Source organism: Prosthecobacter sp. GW821-HT29F12, assembly GCF_058803405.1.
In genome coordinates this window covers 549,637-565,995 of the sequence record NZ_CM179517.1, presented here as the reverse complement: position 1 = coordinate 565,995, position 16,359 = coordinate 549,637, and the positions used below count along the sequence as shown (strand labels likewise).

Annotated in this window: 15 protein-coding genes; 6 read left to right on the top strand and 9 right to left on the bottom strand. The window is 59.8% G+C overall.

Translation table 11 applies throughout. The annotated features are described in order from the left end of the window. Positions 1 to 88 precede the first annotated feature (88 nt). Together AC3RLQ_RS02290 and AC3RLQ_RS02285 are read left to right on the top strand one after the other, a co-directional pair. Positions 89 to 1,177, top strand: coding sequence for a lipid A deacylase LpxR family protein (locus AC3RLQ_RS02290; RefSeq protein ID WP_493033976.1), 1,089 nt, complete (start codon positions 89 to 91; stop codon positions 1,175 to 1,177). A 196-nt stretch (positions 1,178 to 1,373) separates the two neighbouring features. Next, a complete protein-coding gene (locus tag AC3RLQ_RS02285) occupies positions 1,374 to 2,540 on the top strand; it encodes a ThuA domain-containing protein (RefSeq protein ID WP_493033974.1) in 1,167 nt (388 codons plus the stop codon). 209 nt (positions 2,541 to 2,749) lie between these two features. Here AC3RLQ_RS02285 and AC3RLQ_RS02280 read toward each other — a convergent pair whose 3' ends face one another. The 5 genes from AC3RLQ_RS02280 to AC3RLQ_RS02260 form a co-directional block, all read right to left on the bottom strand. Continuing rightward, on the bottom strand, positions 2,750 to 3,271 hold the full coding sequence (locus tag AC3RLQ_RS02280; protein ID WP_493033949.1) for a hypothetical protein: 522 nt from the start codon (positions 3,269 to 3,271) through the stop codon (positions 2,750 to 2,752). 109 nt (positions 3,272 to 3,380) lie between these two features. After that, positions 3,381 to 4,028, bottom strand: a complete 648-nt coding sequence (locus AC3RLQ_RS02275; RefSeq protein WP_493033941.1) for an HAD-IA family hydrolase — start codon at positions 4,026 to 4,028, stop codon at positions 3,381 to 3,383. Positions 4,029 to 4,168: 140 nt separating this feature from the next. Then, entirely contained in the window at positions 4,169 to 4,876 is a 708-nt protein-coding gene (phoU, locus tag AC3RLQ_RS02270) for a phosphate signaling complex protein PhoU (protein WP_493033939.1), read from the bottom strand. Positions 4,877 to 4,908: 32 nt separating this feature from the next. Further along, the gene (locus AC3RLQ_RS02265; protein ID WP_493033937.1) at positions 4,909 to 5,769 is read right to left on the bottom strand and encodes a UDP-2,3-diacylglucosamine diphosphatase; all 861 of its coding nucleotides are present in this window, start codon (positions 5,767 to 5,769) and stop codon (positions 4,909 to 4,911) included. Beyond that, entirely contained in the window at positions 5,769 to 6,893 is a 1,125-nt protein-coding gene (locus tag AC3RLQ_RS02260; RefSeq protein WP_493033935.1) for a glycosyltransferase family 4 protein, read from the bottom strand. Before AC3RLQ_RS02260 ends, AC3RLQ_RS02265 begins: the two co-directional genes overlap by 1 nt. Before the next feature lie 177 nt (positions 6,894 to 7,070). Between AC3RLQ_RS02260 and AC3RLQ_RS02255 the strand changes: the two genes are divergently transcribed. From AC3RLQ_RS02255 to moaA, 3 genes are all read left to right on the top strand, one after another. Continuing rightward, the gene (locus AC3RLQ_RS02255; protein ID WP_487687297.1) at positions 7,071 to 7,769 is read left to right on the top strand and encodes a response regulator; all 699 of its coding nucleotides are present in this window, start codon (positions 7,071 to 7,073) and stop codon (positions 7,767 to 7,769) included. Next, complete coding sequence (locus AC3RLQ_RS02250; RefSeq protein WP_493033932.1) at positions 7,766 to 9,019, top strand: sensor histidine kinase; 1,254 nt, start codon at positions 7,766 to 7,768, stop codon at positions 9,017 to 9,019. The genes AC3RLQ_RS02255 and AC3RLQ_RS02250 overlap by 4 nt, the downstream gene beginning before the upstream one ends. 311 nt (positions 9,020 to 9,330) lie before the next feature. After that, positions 9,331 to 10,329 (top strand): GTP 3',8-cyclase MoaA, encoded by a 999-nt coding sequence (moaA, locus tag AC3RLQ_RS02245; RefSeq protein ID WP_493033930.1) that lies wholly within the window; start codon positions 9,331 to 9,333, stop codon positions 10,327 to 10,329. A gap of 256 nt (positions 10,330 to 10,585) precedes the next feature. On the opposite strand, the gene AC3RLQ_RS02240 is transcribed toward moaA, so the two are convergent. Further along, positions 10,586 to 10,894 carry a hypothetical protein gene (locus AC3RLQ_RS02240; protein ID WP_493033928.1) on the bottom strand — a complete coding sequence of 103 codons (309 nt, stop codon included), beginning with the start codon at positions 10,892 to 10,894 and terminating at the stop codon, positions 10,586 to 10,588. Between the two features lie 322 nt (positions 10,895 to 11,216). On the opposite strand from AC3RLQ_RS02240, the gene moaC reads away from it, so the two are divergent. After that, on the top strand, positions 11,217 to 11,663 hold the full coding sequence (gene moaC, locus AC3RLQ_RS02235) for a cyclic pyranopterin monophosphate synthase MoaC (RefSeq protein ID WP_493033926.1): 447 nt from the start codon (positions 11,217 to 11,219) through the stop codon (positions 11,661 to 11,663). Positions 11,664 to 11,825: 162 nt separating this feature from the next. Here the strand turns inward: moaC and AC3RLQ_RS02230 are convergent, their stop codons facing one another. The 3 genes from AC3RLQ_RS02230 to AC3RLQ_RS02220 all read right to left on the bottom strand — a co-directional run bounded on the left by AC3RLQ_RS02230 (position 11,826) and on the right by AC3RLQ_RS02220 (position 16,306). Then, positions 11,826 to 12,281 (bottom strand): transposase, encoded by a 456-nt coding sequence (locus AC3RLQ_RS02230; protein WP_493033924.1) that lies wholly within the window; start codon positions 12,279 to 12,281, stop codon positions 11,826 to 11,828. Between the two features lie 192 nt (positions 12,282 to 12,473). Next, complete coding sequence (locus AC3RLQ_RS02225; protein ID WP_487687282.1) at positions 12,474 to 13,781, bottom strand: DUF1501 domain-containing protein; 1,308 nt, start codon at positions 13,779 to 13,781, stop codon at positions 12,474 to 12,476. 35 nt (positions 13,782 to 13,816) lie between these two features. Further along, positions 13,817 to 16,306, bottom strand: a complete 2,490-nt coding sequence (locus AC3RLQ_RS02220) for a DUF1549 domain-containing protein (RefSeq protein WP_493033922.1) — start codon at positions 16,304 to 16,306, stop codon at positions 13,817 to 13,819. Between the last annotated feature and the right edge of the window lie 53 nt (positions 16,307 to 16,359).

Below are 16,359 nucleotides of genomic sequence, written 5' to 3'. Positions count from 1 at the left end.
CGGAAAATTTCTGATCTTGGGCACATCCGCCCAGCTTCCCTTTTACGATGGACGTGCGCCCACGGGTTATAGTAACTTTTTTCTGCCTATGAAAACCGCGCTCTCCCTTATCGCCTTTTTCGCCCTGCCTCATCTGGTGCTGGCCCAGCTTGCCCCGGATGTGAATCCTAACCAGCCATCCCAAGGCATCGATCCCGCCCGGATATCGCATGATGTGAGCCCTGCGCATTTTGGCGCGCTCACTTTCTATTTTGAAAATGACGCCTTCGCCGACACGGACCGCGATTACACGAATGGCGCGCGCATCAGCTGGACATCTCCCAGCCTCAACAAATTCAGCGATGACCCCACAGCGGGGAATGTGGCCGGCTTCTTTGACGACGCCCCCTTGATGGGTGACTCCGGCTACACGCGCAATGTGGCCGTCTTCATTGGCCAGAGCCTTTTCACCCCGGTGAACACCCAGGCCAACACCCTGGTGCCAAACGAGCGCCCCTATGCCGGCTGGCTGTATGGCGGGCTGGGTCTGGTCTGGAAAACGCCACGCGTGAAGAACACCTTCGTGTTGAATATTGGCGTCGTCGGCCCCTGGGCCATGGGGGAGGAGACCCAGCATGCCGTGCACCATGCCCTCGGCCAGCGCTCTCCGCAGGGCTGGGACAACCAGCTCCGCAATGAAGTCGGCATCAATGCCTCCTACGAACGCAAGTGGCGCTTCCGCAGCAATCCAGATGGCAGCGGGCTGGCCTGTGACTTCCTCCCTTATGCCGGAGCCACGCTGGGCAATGTTTACACCCTCGCCAATGTGGGCGGCGAGTATCGCTTTGGCTACAATCTGCCCGATGACTTTGGCACCAGCGGCATCAGCGATGCAGCCACCACGCCCACACCCGTGGAAGGCGCGGCAGCCAGAAACTGGGTTCACCGCTTTGGCATGCACATGTTTGCCCGCGCTGAAGGCCGCGCCGTCGCCCGCAACATCTTCCTCGATGGCAACACCTTCCGCAGCAGCCACTCCGTGGACAAAAACATTTTCGTCGCCGATCTCTCCGTCGGCTTAGCCATGAACTGGCGCAACTCCAAGCTCAGCTACGCCTTCACCTACCGCACCCGCGAGTTCAAAGGCCAGCCCGAAGGCCAGCTATTCGGCTCCATCACGCTGAGCATCTTCTTCTGAGAACTGGGGACTGCGGGCTTCGAACAAGACGCAGGCAGCGTTTCCAAAACCGCTTTCGGCCATATCATTTGGAGAGGCTTCCAAGTGGGAGCAGCCAACACAAATCAAAATCTCTGCCACCTCTGCCCCTTTGCCCCTCTGCGGCAAAAACGAACGGCCTCCAGTTCGCCACGCCGGAAATGACTTTTGCGCCCGCATGCCCCCGCCGGCATGTCATTCGTCATTCGTCATTCGTCATTCGTCATTCGTCATTCGTCATTCGTCATTCGTCATTCCCTTTACTTTCCGCCTGCAAAACATCCGCACCGCGCCACGTTTGCCTCTTCCACCCATGATCAAACGCCTCACGCTCCTGTTTGTCGCTGCTCTCTCGCTTTCCGCTTACGCGGAGCCGAAGAAGCTCCTCGTTGTCACTGTCACCACTGGCTTCCGTCATTCCTCCATCGAGACCGCCGAGAAAGTCCTCGCTGAACTCGGTGCCAAGTCCGGTGCCTTCACCGTCGATTTCGTCCACCAGCCCGAAGGCCAGCCGAAGAATCCCGGCAAGGCGCCTGAGCGTGGGCCCAAGGACACCGACGAATCCTTCAAGGCCAAGGCCGAAGCTTTCAGCAAGGCTTCCGCAGACTTCAATGAAGCCAACAAGATCTGGAACGACAAGATCAAAGCCTACATGGCCGACAAGATGGCGCTCGATAAAATCAAAGGCTACGACGGCTTCGTCTTCGCCAACACCACCGGCGATCTCCTCCTCCCTGACCGCGACGGCTTCATCAAGCTCATCGAAGGCGGCAAGGCCTTCATCGCCATGCACTCCGGCTCCGACACCTACCACCCCTTCCGTGGCTACATCGACATGCTCGGCGGCGAATTCGAAACCCACAAATCCCAGGTCGAAATCCAGCCCGTCGTTCACGACCCCGCCCATCCCATCACCAAGTCCGTCCCCCTCGGCTGGAAGGTCTTCGACGAAATCTACATCATCAAGACCTTCGACAAAGCCAAGGTCCACGGCCTCCTCGGCCTGAACACCCATCCGAACCTCGAGCAGATGAAGGCGGAAGCCGCGCAGCGGAAGGAAAAGAACATCGAAGACCCCAAGAAGGATGCCGACCTGAAGGATGTCGAAGCCCAAAAAGGCCGCTACTATCCCGTCTCCTGGTGCAAGGAAGTCGGCGCCGGTCGTGTCTACTACAACTCCCTCGGCCACCGCGAAGACGTCTGGGACCCCACTTGGAAAGCCGACACCAAGGAGCGCAAGAACAGCCCCGAGATCGCCGAGACCTATCAGGAAATGATCCTCGCCGGCATCAAGTGGGCCCTCAAACTCGAAGAAGGTGTTTCCACTCCCGGCAACATTCCTTGAGGATGAAGTCAGTTTGATTCAAGCCAGGGCGCTGTGGAAACACAGCGCCTTTTTTTTGTTCTTCCGAGAAGCAATCCATTTGGACTGCGGTTGCGCAGCGACGAAGGAGCGCAGCCACCGCTTTCCACAGGCCGGTCAGCTCTGTGTACCACGAGACTCTCTGAGGCGGCAGCTACCTCAGCGCACTCCAAAAAGAGCCCGGCAACTTGTCACAAGCCACTCGACGGCTGCCCTCTGCGCGGTCCTTCTGGCACAGGGTGCGTATTGATTGGCACCCATACGGGAGGAGCTGGCAGCACACCTCCTGGCGGCACCTGACAAGCCATGCCCATCGACATCATGTCACGATAACCACCCATGTCCTTCGTCGGAGCTTCCGGATCCTTGCTGATGGCCTCCATCAGCGTCATGGAGTTCATCGCGATGGAGCCCAAGGCCACGGCTCCCAGAGATACCATCGCCGCCTGCGTCAGGATCTTCTTGAGCGGATTCGTATCTGGCAGCGCCGTCACATCAATCGGCGTGCCGTTCAAATACTTGAAGTAGGCCACACAGGGACTTTCTCCCGTGCCCACCAGCAGCGCCTGGCGTTCCTCCGCATTCATCATCGAAAGGTTGTGCACGTTCTTCTGGCACACATCACAGAAGCGCGTCTTCTCATTCCCCTCCATCTGCGCCCAGAGCTTGGGACAGGCGAAAGAAAGGGCCGGAAACTCGGCGGTGGCGCTCATGGTTGGATTGGATCTTTGATCACCCACGATTGTTCACAAATCCGCCCCCATGTCAGCATCATTCTTTTTCGCCAAGCACTCACATGCTTGAGCTCGTTCTGGAGCCACCCTACGCCAGCTCAAACTGCACGTGGTTGTAGTCCAGCACCTCAGGACAGCCCGCCTCAAATGGAAACGGACGCGCGGCGGTGATGGCAACCACATCGCTGCCAGCGCGGCGGCCGGCCTCGATGCCTGCAGGGGCATCTTCGAAGACCAGGCATTGGTCCGCCGTGGTGCCGCAGAGTGCGGCGCCCTTCATATACCCTTCGGGATCAGGTTTGCCGTGCGCCACCATCTCGGCGTTGATCATCAGCGCGGGAATCGGCAGACCGGCTGCTTTGAGACGACGCGTGGCCAGCGCACGGCTGGCGGAGGTGACGACGGCGAAGCGACCGGCTGGCAGCCGCGCGAGAAGCTCCGCAGCACCCGCAATGGCGACGACGCCTTCCGTATCGTCAATCTCCCAAGCTTCCAGCTTCCGCGCCTCCGCTTCCTCATCCAGACCCGGAATGGCAAACTCACGCACGGTGTCGATGGTGCGCCGCCCATGGCACACCGCCAGCACAGGGCCCGCATCACGCCCATGCCCGGCAGCCCATTCGTGCCAGACGCGCTCCACGGCGGCGCGTGAGTCCAGCAGGGTGCCGTCCATGTCGAACAGGATGGCTTGGTACGGGCGGTCGAGCTTGAGAACAGGAGGTGTGGAAAAAGACATGCGTTGCTGTGGAAATGAGAGAGTTGTTCCCGGAACGGCCAGAGTCCTGCCGGGCTTGATCTCGTTCTAGAAGCGGCGGCACTTCCTGCCCCACCAGAATGACCTGCTACGAAGCCGAGAAGCGAACCGCGTGAGCACCATCACATGCTGGACACTGACGCAGCAGCCACCTCCGCACGCTTGTCCTTGCTGAAGCGGATGTCTTCAGCGCGCTCAATGAAGATGGTGTCTTCGCAGATGTTCTTCGCATGGTCGCCCACGCGCTCCAGAAACCGAGCGACGAAGATGAGGTGGATGTAGCCTTCCAGTTCCGCGTGGTGGGATTCCATCACGGTGATGATTTGACGATCCAGCGATTTCTCGGCGGCATCGAGTTCCTTGTCCAGCAGACGCGCGGCGGTCGCGGCATCGGGATCGGCATTGAGGAAGGCCTGCAGGCTCAGGTCCAGATTGCGATCACACAGCGAATACACCGGCTGGATGAGCTTCACTTCGGGAAACTCGGGCAGGTTGTTGATGATGCGCGCGCGCTTGGCGATGCTCGATGCCTGATCCGCGATGCGCTCCAGATTGTTCGCCACGCGGATCGTTCCCATCACCTGCCGCAGGTCATGCGCGGTGGGCTGAAACTTCACCAGGATCTGCATGCCGTGTTTGTCCACGCTCTTCTCCAGTTCGTTCACGTCCTGATCCGCGGCGATGGCCGCGTTGCACAGGTCGGTGTCACGCTCCAAAAGACCCCGCATCGCACTGGCGAGATTCTTGCGCGCCATGCTGGCCATGGCAAGGACGTCGCCGCGGAGCTTGTCGAGCGAATGGTTGAAGCTGGAGAGGATGTGTTCGTGCATGGCTTTTAAAATGACTCAATGTGACGGTTTCGCTACATTGGAATTGCGGAAGATTCCATATGGACCGGGAGCTCTTCCTCCACCTCGCCTTTGGGGTCTCGGTGGGTGCGCTCGCAGAATTCGGGGTAACTGATGATCTCAAAGGTGCCGTCGAGATTCTCCCCGATGGCGGTCATGGACTCCACCCAGTCGCCGGAATTGAGGTAATGCGTGCTGCCCACCATCTTGTTGTCCGCCTTGTGGATGTGCCCGCAGATGATGCCGATGCAGCCGCGCTGCTTGGCCAGGTTTTGCAGCTGCTCCTCGTACTTGCCCACCGCACCGATGGTGGACTTCACCTTCTGCTTCACCCACGCGCTGAAGGAGAAGGGCTCCTTCCCCCGCAGGCCGCGATACGCGTTGTACAGCCGGTTGATGCGCAGGAGAAAATTATACCCCAGCCCGCCGAGCTGCGCCAGCCACGCATGGTTCGTGCTCACGGCATCAAAACCGTCTCCATGCACCACGAGGTAGTCCCCCTTCGGCGTGTGGTGGATGTGCTCGTCCGTGATGATGAAATGCTCAAACTGGATCGGGATGAAGCGGTCCAGCACGTCATCGTGATTTCCGCGCAGGTAGATGATCTCCGTGTTCTCCTTCTCCATCTTGCGCAGCACGGTGCGGATGAAGTTGGTGTGCCCCTTGTTCCAGCCGCCCATGCGGCGCAGATGCCAGGCATCAATGATGTCGCCATTGAGCACCAGTTTGTCGCACAGGCAGTTGCGCAGGAAGTGGGAGGCCTGCGCCGCCTTGCTGTCAGGCATGCCCAGATGCACGTCGGAAATGAAGAGGGTTTTGAAGCGCAGCTTCGATTTGCCAGTGGCGGGATTCAGAATGGGAGCGGCTTCACTCATCACATCAAAACGTTCGTTTTAGGCATTACTGATGCCAGCTCATGCTCAAATTGTTCAATCACCCGCTCCCAGCCCAGGTCAAAGGCTGACTGCCGGGCGGCAAAGCGCAGCGCGTCGTTTTGCCATGCGGCGGCGGCCACGCGGGTCTGCGCCAGAAAGGCCCCCTCCTCATTGAACGGCGCCAGCCAGCCGTTTTCGCCAGAGCGGATCAGCAAACGCGGCGCCGCATAATCATACGCCACCACCCCCAGCCCGGCGGCCATGGCCTCCAGCACCACATTGCCAAAAGTTTCCGTGATGCTGGGAAAGAGAAACACATCCCCCGAGGCATAGTGCGCCGCCAGATCCGCCCCCGTGCGCGCTCCGGCATAGTGAAACTCCGGCCGCTCCTCCTTCAGCGACTCCAGGCGCGGACCATTGCCCACGATGACCATGCGCGCCTTCGGCTGCACTTCTTTAAAGACATCAAACGAGCGCACCACCAGCTCCAGATTCTTTTCCGCCGCCACGCGGCCCACGTAGATGGCCACCGGGGTGCTCTCATCCGCGCCCCAGCTTTGCCTCAGGGCCGGATCACGCCGAATCGGGTCAAACATCTCCGTGTCCACCCCGCGCCCCAGCACGCCCACATTCTGGATGCCCCAGCGTTCCAGCATCGCCGCCGTGTCTGCGGAAGGGGTCAGCGTCCGCGCCGTCTGGTTGTGGATCGTCCGCAGCACCCCCTGGGCCACCGTTTCCAGTCCGGGCAGGTGGTAGTCTTCGAGGTAGTTTTGGAAATTGGTGTGGAAACCGGACACCACCGGGATGTCGCGCTTCCCCGCCGCACGGATGGCGGAGATGCCCATGAGCGTTTCCGTGGCCACGTAGAGCACATCCGGCCGGAAGGCGTCAAACAGCTCCAGCATCTGGCGGGTGGAGGCAAAGCCAAAGCGCAGCCCCGGATACCCCGGCAGCGGCATGGAGTGCATCACATGGCGCTGCAGGCCGGCCCCTTCCTCCTCCACCGTGGTGACCACCTCCACCACATGTCCCCGGCGTTCCAGGCCCGCTCCGAGGGTGTACAGCGTCCGCGCCACGCCATTGATGTCTGGCGGGTAGGTGTCGGTGACGATGAGAACCCTCATTTCGGGAGATAATGAACGAAAGCAGGATGGAGCGCATCCCTTAAAGCAGTCCAACTTTGTCACCGTGACGAATCCGTCACGCTTGTTATGTGGGAAGAAAGCAAGACTGTTGCCATGTGACACCTTCGTTGCCATCATGAGTTTGCCGATGGCACGGCCACATCACAAAGCCACTCCATGAGCAAGATACTAATCGTCGAGGATGAATCAGACATCGCGGAACTCATCTCCCTTCATCTCAACCGTGAAGGACATGAGGCGATCTGCATCGGCAACGGTCTGCAGGTCATGCCGGCCGTGCTGGCTCAGCAGCCGGAAATCATTGTGCTGGACCTGATGCTGCCCGGCCTGGACGGCATGCAGATCTTCAAGCGCCTCCGCGCAGACACCCGCACCGCCGCCATCCCCGTCATCATCCTTACCGCCAAAGGCCAGGTGACCGACAAGATCGCCGGCCTCGAACTCGGCGCGGACGACTACCTTACCAAGCCCTTCAGCCCGCGCGAGCTCTACCTGCGCATCAGCGCGGTGCTCCGCCGCGTGAAGAAGGTCACCCACGTTTCGGAAATCCAGCGCGGCCGCTTCATGCTGGACCGCAAAAACATGAAGCTTTTTTTGGATGGCACGGCCCTGGACCTGACCACCATCGAGTTCAAGCTGCTCACCACCCTCATGGAAAACGACACCGCCGTACACAGCCGCGCCGATCTCCTGCGCGATGTGTGGGGCTACAACAGCGACGTCGCCACCCGTACCCTGGACACTCATATCAAGCGCCTGCGTGAAAAACTCGGTGCAGCCGGCGAACATATCGTCACCATTCGCGGCACCGGCTTTCAGTTCCAGACGGAACTAGCCGCCCCCCAGCCTGCATGACCTCCCTTTCCCTCTTTCTCGCCCTGATGCTTGGCGTATGCCTTTTTGCCTGGGCTCGGCGTGAGAAATACTGGACGAAACGCTGGGAGGGAGTGGCCAAAAACCTCGGTCTGAGAGCGCGGGATGCGGACCTGCTGCCCATGCATGCCACCACCGTCCTGCTCGCCCGCCAGCAGGCGGAGCAGCAGGCCGAGCAGCGCCGCGTCTTCGAATCCCTGCTCGATGAAATCAGCCAGGGCCTCGTGCTGGTGGATGACCACCTGCGCATCCGCTACGCCAATGCGCCGCTGAAAAAACTCCTCCACCGCAAGGAGATCCACGTCGGCCGCCCGCTCATCGAGGATGTGCGCGACCACCAGATCTCCGACCTCGTGCAGGAATCCATGGCCGAAAAGCGCCACTCCACCCGCCGCATCCAAATGCTGCCCTCAGACGTCGGCGCCGGGTCCAATCTGGGTGGCCGTTACTTCATCATCGAGGCCGCTCCGCTGGGCCCGGACGTGGGCGGCGGCGCCTGGCTCATGATCCAGGACGTGACCGAATCCGCCATGACCGAGCAGATTCGCCGGGATTTCGTGGCCAATGCCTCGCATGAGCTGCGCACCCCGCTCACCCTCATCAACGGCTACATCGAAATGCTGCAGGAAGACTCGGCCAAATCATCCCCCACGATGAAGCGCAGCCTCGATGTCATGGAAAAGCACGGCAAGCGCATCGCCCGCATCATCGAGGACATGCTCGCCATCTCGCGCTTGGAAGACGCCAGCAGCTCCTTGAACAAGGAGCCCTTTGACGTGCATGACTGTGCCGAGGACGCCGCCGATCACCTCGCCCCCATGCTCGAAGGGCGGGATGCCCGCATCGAGCTGGACTTCCCCAAGGGCGACTGCCTGCTCACCGGCGACCGCTTCTACTGGGACCAGATCTTCACCAACCTCATCGAAAACTCCATCAAGGAGAACACCAAGCCCGGCCTCGTCATCCGCGTCTCCGGAGAGTGGAAAAAGGACGAATGCATCCTCAAAGTCAGCGACAACGGCATCGGCATCCCCGCGCACGATCTGCCTTTCGTCTTCAAGCGCTTCTACCGTGGGAACAAGCACCACTCCTCCACCCAGGTGAAAGGCACCGGCCTCGGCCTTTCCATCGTCCGCCGCGCAGTGGAAGCCCACGGCGGCACCATCGAACTTACCAGCTCCCCCGGCATCGAGACCACCTTCACCATGCGCCTGCCCTTGCAGCCTGCGTAAGCCGCATGCTCTGATTTGCGGAGATCGACACTTCGAAAATCAACAATCCTTGTTCATCAATCCTCAATCATTCACATCCAGAACGCTCTGGAGCCGGAGGATCGACGATTGTCGAACAATCGATTTTTGATTTTTGAAGTTCCATGCCACACCTCCGCGGCAAACCGAACGTCCTTCATGCCAGCCATGAAGAAAATGCATTTTGAAAAGCCGCCATAGCAGACAGTCTCTCCACGCCCCCGCCGCACCCCAAATTTTGAGTTCATACCTAAGCTTGAGCACAGGCGTACCCTGTGGTTAGAACCCCTCCTGTGGAAGACCTCTTCGGCCATTTTATCTCCTACCTGCGCGTCTCCGTCACCGACCGGTGCAACGAACGCTGCCGGTACTGCATGCCCGAGGAGGAGCAGGCCTGGTTCGCCAAGGACGAAACCCTCAGCTATGAGGAACTCCTGCGCACCGTCCGCGTCGGTGCCACCCTCGGCATTAAAAAAATCCGCGTCACCGGCGGCGAGCCCCTCACCCGCCCCGGCGTCGCCGGTTTCTGCGCGAATCTCGCCCAGATCCCCGGCATCGAAGACATCGGCATCTCCACCAACGGCACACTCCTCGCCAAACTCGAAGACGGCGTCACCATGGCCGAGCGTCTCGTCAAAGCCGGCGTCCGCACCGCCAACATCTCCCTCGATTCCCTCGACCGCGCCACTTACCAGCGCACCACCAGCCGCGATCTCCTCCCCCGCGTCCTCGAGGGCATCGACGCCGCCATCGCCGCCGGCTTCCAGTCCATCAAGCTCAACTGCGTCCTCATGAAAGGCCAGACCGAGCGCGAACTGCCCGCCCTCATCCATTTCGCCCGCGAAAAGAACGCCCTCCTCCGCTTCATCGAGCTCATGCCCGTCAGCACCCAGGACGTCCTGAGCGAGGACAACTTCCTCCCCATCGGCATCGCCAAGCAGCTCGTTGAGCAGACCACCGGCCCGCTCACACCCCTGCCCGATTTCAAGACCAACGGACCCGCCGCCTACCATCTCATCCCCGCCACCGGCCAGAAGATCGGCTTCATCGGTGCGATGACCAACCTGCACTTCTGCGAGAACTGCAACAAACTCCGCCTCACCTGCGACGGCAAGCTCCGCCCCTGCCTCGGCTCCTACCTCGAGTTCGACCTCCGCTCCGTCCTCCGCGCCGGCTGCACCGACCCCGAACTCGCCGCCTTCTTCCAAAACGTCGTCTCCCGCAAACCCAAGGAACACGACTTCCGCCACAACTACCAGCCGAACCGCCGGATGATCGCGATTGGGGGCTAGAGCTTGCAAGAACGCGAGAGCGTCTTGGAGTGCGGTCGCGAAGATGCAAGGCGCAAGCCTGCATCGCAGCTACCGCTTTCGCAGGCCTGCCAGTGCATGCAGTCCACAAACTTCTCCGAAGCAGACGCTGATCGGCTCGTTCAGGAAACTCACCTCATGCCTGCCACGAGACATTCGAAAGCGGCAGCCACCGCAGACGCACTCCAAATTTGCCCCGCGCAGAAACCGTTCACTCCAAGGCTCTTTGCACAAGGTTTCATCGGTAGCCGGACTTCCAGTCTTCACATAAAAGACTCCCGACATCTCCCCCAATCAGCCGCAGCCATAACTCCAGCACGCGTTCCTTTGGAACTGGCCTCATATGCCTCTCAATACCTTCAACAAGATGTTCAAAAACGACTCTCCCATCACGATGCGCAGACATGCACCAACCTGTGTCATCATGAATGACCGCCACACTTCCGTTCATGATACCAGACAACTTCAGTTCATCATATAAAGCAGCCAGACTTTCCAAAGGCGGATCATCTTCGCCCGACCCATCCATATGGGTTACGCCAAACATGGTTTCACGAATCCTTTCATCACGTTGATTATACTTCTTATGTCAGTTAACTGCTTTGACGTCCAAGTAAAAGCCTGCACAGGATTAACACGATTGCAGATTCAACAAAATTCGAGGCATCAATTCAATCCCGCCCGCCATCAGCCCGCGCCCCCAAATCACAACGCCTTAATCCTGCATCATTCCATCATCCTGTGAATCCTGTCCAAAACCAATCGACCTAACAGAACACAGTCCCTGCCTCACCCACAGCCTCCCACACTCATCGAAGGCAAAATATCACTTTCCATAACCTCCCCTCATCCCTAGCATCCGCCTTCCCATGAGCCAGCTCACCCATCTCAACCGCAAAGGCGAAGCCGCCATGGTCGATGTCTCCGCCAAGCCCCCGCTCCGCCGCGAAGCCATCGCCGAAGGCCGCATCCTGCTCCAGCCTGCCACGCTCGATCTCATCCGCAAAAACCAGGTCAAAAAAGGCGACGTCCTCAGCATCGCCCGCATCGCTGGCATCCAGGCCGCCAAGCAGACGCAGTTCCTCATCCCCCTCTGCCACCAGATCCCGCTGAGCAAAGTGCAGATCGATTTTGAATTGCGGCCCAAAGCCATCCACATCACCGCCACCGCCATCACCGTCGCCCCCACCGGCGTCGAAATGGAAGCCCTCACCGCCGTCAGCATCGCCGCACTGACCATCTACGACATGTGCAAAGCCGCCGACAAAAAGATGCGCATCGAAGGCGTGAAGCTGGTGAAGAAGACCAAGGGGTGAGGGTGTGCCGCATGCCATGCCGGCATGTTCGATGAAGGCCAAAGGCCTTCCATATTTGAGCCCAGGGTTCGAAGAACCCTGGGTACACGACCCATCATCCCGTTCTCTCAAGGACCAACCACAACGTGGTTGTGTCCACCGCCGCCGCGCCATCTTTTATCTTCAATCCCACACATATGCTTCATCCCAGGTCTGTCCATGGCGTCGCAACAACTCACGGTATTCCTCCTGAAACGTGATCTTTCGATGATGCTCTTCCTGTCTCGAAATGTATTGCGATACGGCGCTCAAATTAGATTCGGACACCGAGAAACATCCATATCCGGCCTGCCAGTGAAACTGGCCGAACAATCCACCACGCTTTTGAATCCAATTGGTGGAGACACGTTTGATCTCCTTCACAAACTCCGCAATCGCCAGCGTGCGAGACAACGTGGTCAGAAGATGCACGTGATCCGCGACACCGCCGATCTGGATGGGCAGGCTGTCGAGCGTCTTGGCGCACCCGCCGAGATACGCGTGAACCTCGAAGCGAAACGCCGGATCGTGGAAGACGGATTCGCGCCCCTTGGTGGAAAACACGGTGTGGATCAAAACTCGGGCGATGGATTGAGGCATGCGCAAGTTTTGGATCATTCGGCGGCGGACGCAACTCCGTTGGAGTTGCACGGGAAGGAGGCCATGAAAGGACGGTAACCCAGGGTTCTTCGAACCCTGGGCTCAAATACGAAAACCCGTTGGGCTTAAAAACAAAACACGCGACACCTTCCGGCATCGCGTGTTTCAAACACACAGCGCAAAGCAATCCGCTTACGCGAAGAGGTTCGTAATCGGCTGCCCCTTGTCGGCAATCGTGAACGGACGCTTGCTCGGGCTGTAGATGACCTGGTCCAGCGGCAGACCCAGCGCATAGGCGATGGAGGCATTGAAGTCCATGATCTTGACTTTGTCTTCCACGACTTCGCGACCTTCCTTGTCGGTCTTGCCGTAGGTGAAGCCGCCTTTGACGCCGCCGCCGAACATGACGCCGGAGAAGGCCTTCGGATAATGGTCGCGACCAGCGTTCTGATTAATGTCAGGCGTGCGGCCGAACTCAGAGGTCAGCACAATGAGGGTGTCTTCGAGGAGACCGCGATTGTGCAGGTCAGCCACCAGCGTGGCCAGCCCTTTGTCCAAAGTTTCGCAGCGGTCAGGCACGGCCACAAAGTTGGCGTTGTGCGTGTCCCAGCCGCCGAGAGAAACTTCCACGAAGCGCACACCACGCTCCACCAGACGGCGGGCGAGCAGGCAGCCCTGGCCGAAGGCTTCCTTGCCGTAGGCGGCGCGGAGATCTCCGGGCTCCTGGGTCAGGTCGAAGGCCTTCAGGTCTTCGGACTTCATCATGGCCATGGCATCGTCATACATGTCGGCATAGGCCTTCACATTGCGGTGCGGGAAGGTGGTGCGGAAGTCCTTGTCGAGCTCATCGGCCAGCTTCATGCGCGCCTGGAATTTCTCTTCGGGGCTGCCGTTCTTGATGTTCTTCAGTCCGTTCTCCGGATTGCTGACGAACAGCGGAGCCTGCGCCGCGGGGAAGAAGCCGGCGCCGGGATGACGGCTGTCATTGCCGATGAAGACGAAGTTTGGCAGGGTGCTATTGCCACCGCCCTGAAACACATTGAGCCACGCGCCCATGGCGGGATGGCGGATGGTGCCGCGCATCTCGTAGCTGGTGTGCATCATGTAGTTCCCCTGCTCATGCGCACCTTGGGTGGAAGAGAGGGAATTGATGACGGTGCCGTGGTGCATCTGCTGCGCGGTGAGCGGCAGGTATTCGGAGATGCGCACGCCATCCGCGCTGGTCTTGATGGGCTTGGTCGGGCCGGCGGTTTCCACGCCTTCCTTCGGATCCCAGGTGTCCATGTGGGACTGACCACCGCTCATGTAGAGATAGATGACGTTCTTCGCCGTGGCTGCCTGCCGCAGCTTCGAGGAACCCTCAAAGGCGGCGAAGGATTTGCTGGTGAGCGACTGGCCCAGCAGACCGACTCCCAGGAGGGAGCTGGCTGTCTTGGCAGCGAAATCACGCCGGGTGATTTCACCTGAGCGGACGAGTTTGGAGGCAAGTTCCTGTTTCATGGGAGGTGCGCGTGTGGTGTTGGGTTGATCGTGTCTTACTGAATGAAAATGAACTGCTGCGTGTTCAGCAGGGAGAAAACGAGGTCCTCCATGCTGCTGAGGCCGCTGTCCTGGGCCTTGAGCCAGACGGCCTTTTCTGCGGCGGTGGGCTTGCGGGAGAGGATGGTCATGTAGGCGGCGTCCACCTTGTCATCCGCATACGGGGCCTTGTTCACCGTCAGCATGAGCTGGCTGTACTTGCTGGTGATCTGCGGCAGGAGGCTGCCGTTCATCATGGCCAGGGCCTGCGGTACGCTGGCGTCATTGTTCGCGTTTTCGATGGTCTCGCGGTCGCTCTGGCCAAACTCACGCAGGTAGTGGCCGCGCGGTGCGGGGCTTTCCAGCTCGGCGGCACGCAGCGTATCACGGCTGATCCGCTCACGCTGGTTGATGTAGTACTTGCGCTCCTTTTCATCTTTGATGCCAAAGAAATCCGCCTCTTCCGCGTAGGCGGCCTGCGCCTTCAGGGCCACCGCCTTCCGTTCTTCCGGGCTGAGCTCCTTGCGGTCGTAGCCAGGGATGAGGATCTTCTCCGCCTTGGCACCATTGGCCATCATCATCATGTCGCCACCACCGCTCATCATCGCGGGGGAGGAGTCGCCGCCACCGCTGTTCTTGGTCAGGGAGACGGTCTGGTAGGGCTTGCCGGTGACTTTTTCAAAGAGCTTCTTCTCCCCGGGAGCGATGACCTCGGCGTAGGTGACGCGGCGTCCTTCGTTCTGGATGCGGTTGACCTCAGTGCGAATGGCGTCGGCCTTCTTCTTGAGCTCATCCGCTTTGGCCATGGCAGCCACTTTGGCAGGGCCTTCGGGCAGGGCCTCGGCGGCATCGCGGGCTTCCTTGGTGGCGAGGCGTGCCTCGGCAAAGAGCTTCTGCTGCGCATCGGTGCGCTCACGGTTCTTGCTGTAGATGTCGGCGGCTTTCTTCAGACCTGCCAGAGCTTCCTCAGGTGTGAGCGCCTCGACGCCATCAGCGATCTTCTTCGCCTGCAGGATGCGCTGCTCCATGGCATCGCGGGTGGCTTGGTTGATCATATCCGGGCTGGGATTGATCAGGGTGACAAAGGAGTCCCACATCTGCTCGGCGCTCATGCGGCGCAGCAGCGGACCGGTGAAGTGATACACATTGCCGGGCGCATGCTCTTCACGTGTGACCTGGGCCTGATAGGCCTTGGTGTTGTAAAGGACGCGCAGGACGCCTTTCATGTCGTAATTCATGTCCACCACCAGCTTCTCCAGCTGCTTCTCCATCTCAGGAATCATCGGCACGGTGTTGTCCATGAGCTCATCAAGAGGCTCGATGAGGGCCAGGCCAAACACGCGCTTCCACAGGCGGTTGGCGATGACGGTGGTGAAGCGTGGGTTCTCAGGGCTGGTCATCCAGCGCGCATAGGCCTGCAGGGGTGTCTCCCCGTTTTGGGTGATGCACTCGTGCCCCATCATCGTGCCGGGTTCGACGGCAGACTTGGGCTTGGCGTCGCTGTACTGGTAGTCATGCGGCAGCGTCGGCTTGCGCGCGCTGCTGCTCACAGAGGTGTAGCGCATGGTGTCGCGCACATCGTTCATCGCTTCCTGATAGCCGCGCTGTTCCTTGCGCAGCACCTGGCGCGCTTCCTCGCGCTTCTTGTTCACCTCCTTCATCTCCGCCTCGTACTTCTTCTGCTCCTCGACGAACTTGGCCTCCAGAGCGGCTCGTTCCTCCTTGCTCAGTTTGCCGGTGTTCTTGGCGCGCTGCGGACGCTGCGGCTCCTTGATGGAGGCGCGAATGGCGTTTTCCTTTTCACGCATCAGATCGGTCACCCCGCTCATGGTGTCGCCGCCGTAGTCCTGGGTCTGCACGCCATAGGTGAAGGCGGCCATCTTGAAGAACTGCATCTGCGTCCACTTGTCGAAGGGGTGGTTGTGGCACTGCGCACACTCGATGCGGGTGCCGAGGAAGACGCGCACGGTGTTCGCCATGTTGTCCAGCGGCATGCCACGGTCGCGCATGTAGTAACCGATGGCTCCATTGTCCCAGGCCTTGCCCTGCGCCGCCACCATCTCACGCACAAACTGATCGTACGGCTGGTTTTTGCGCAGGCTGTCTTTGACGAAGTTGGCATAGGCCGCGCCGGTGATGGCACCCGTCTGATTGCCATTGGAGGTCACACGCAGCACATCGGCCCAGTAGTTGAAAAAATGCTGCACATAGGCTTCGGAGGCCAGCAGCTTGTCGATGAGCTTGGCGCGCTTGCTCGCATCCTTGGAGTTCAGAAACTCCTCCGTCTCACGGGTGGTCGGGATGCGCCCGATGACATCCAGGTAAATGCGGCGCACGAAGGTGTTGTCGTCCGTTTGCGGATTGCCTTGGAGCTTGTTGGCCGCCCAGTCTTTGGCCAGAACCGAGTCAATCTGCCTGGCAGCAGCAGCGGTGTCCATCTGGCCCGCAGCATGGGCAGAAGACAGCGAAACGAGCGCTAGGAGGGGGAGGGCGAAGAGTTTCTTCATGTTCGAATAAACGTGCCAATTGCACAACCTTTTCACAATCGTGAACAATCCCT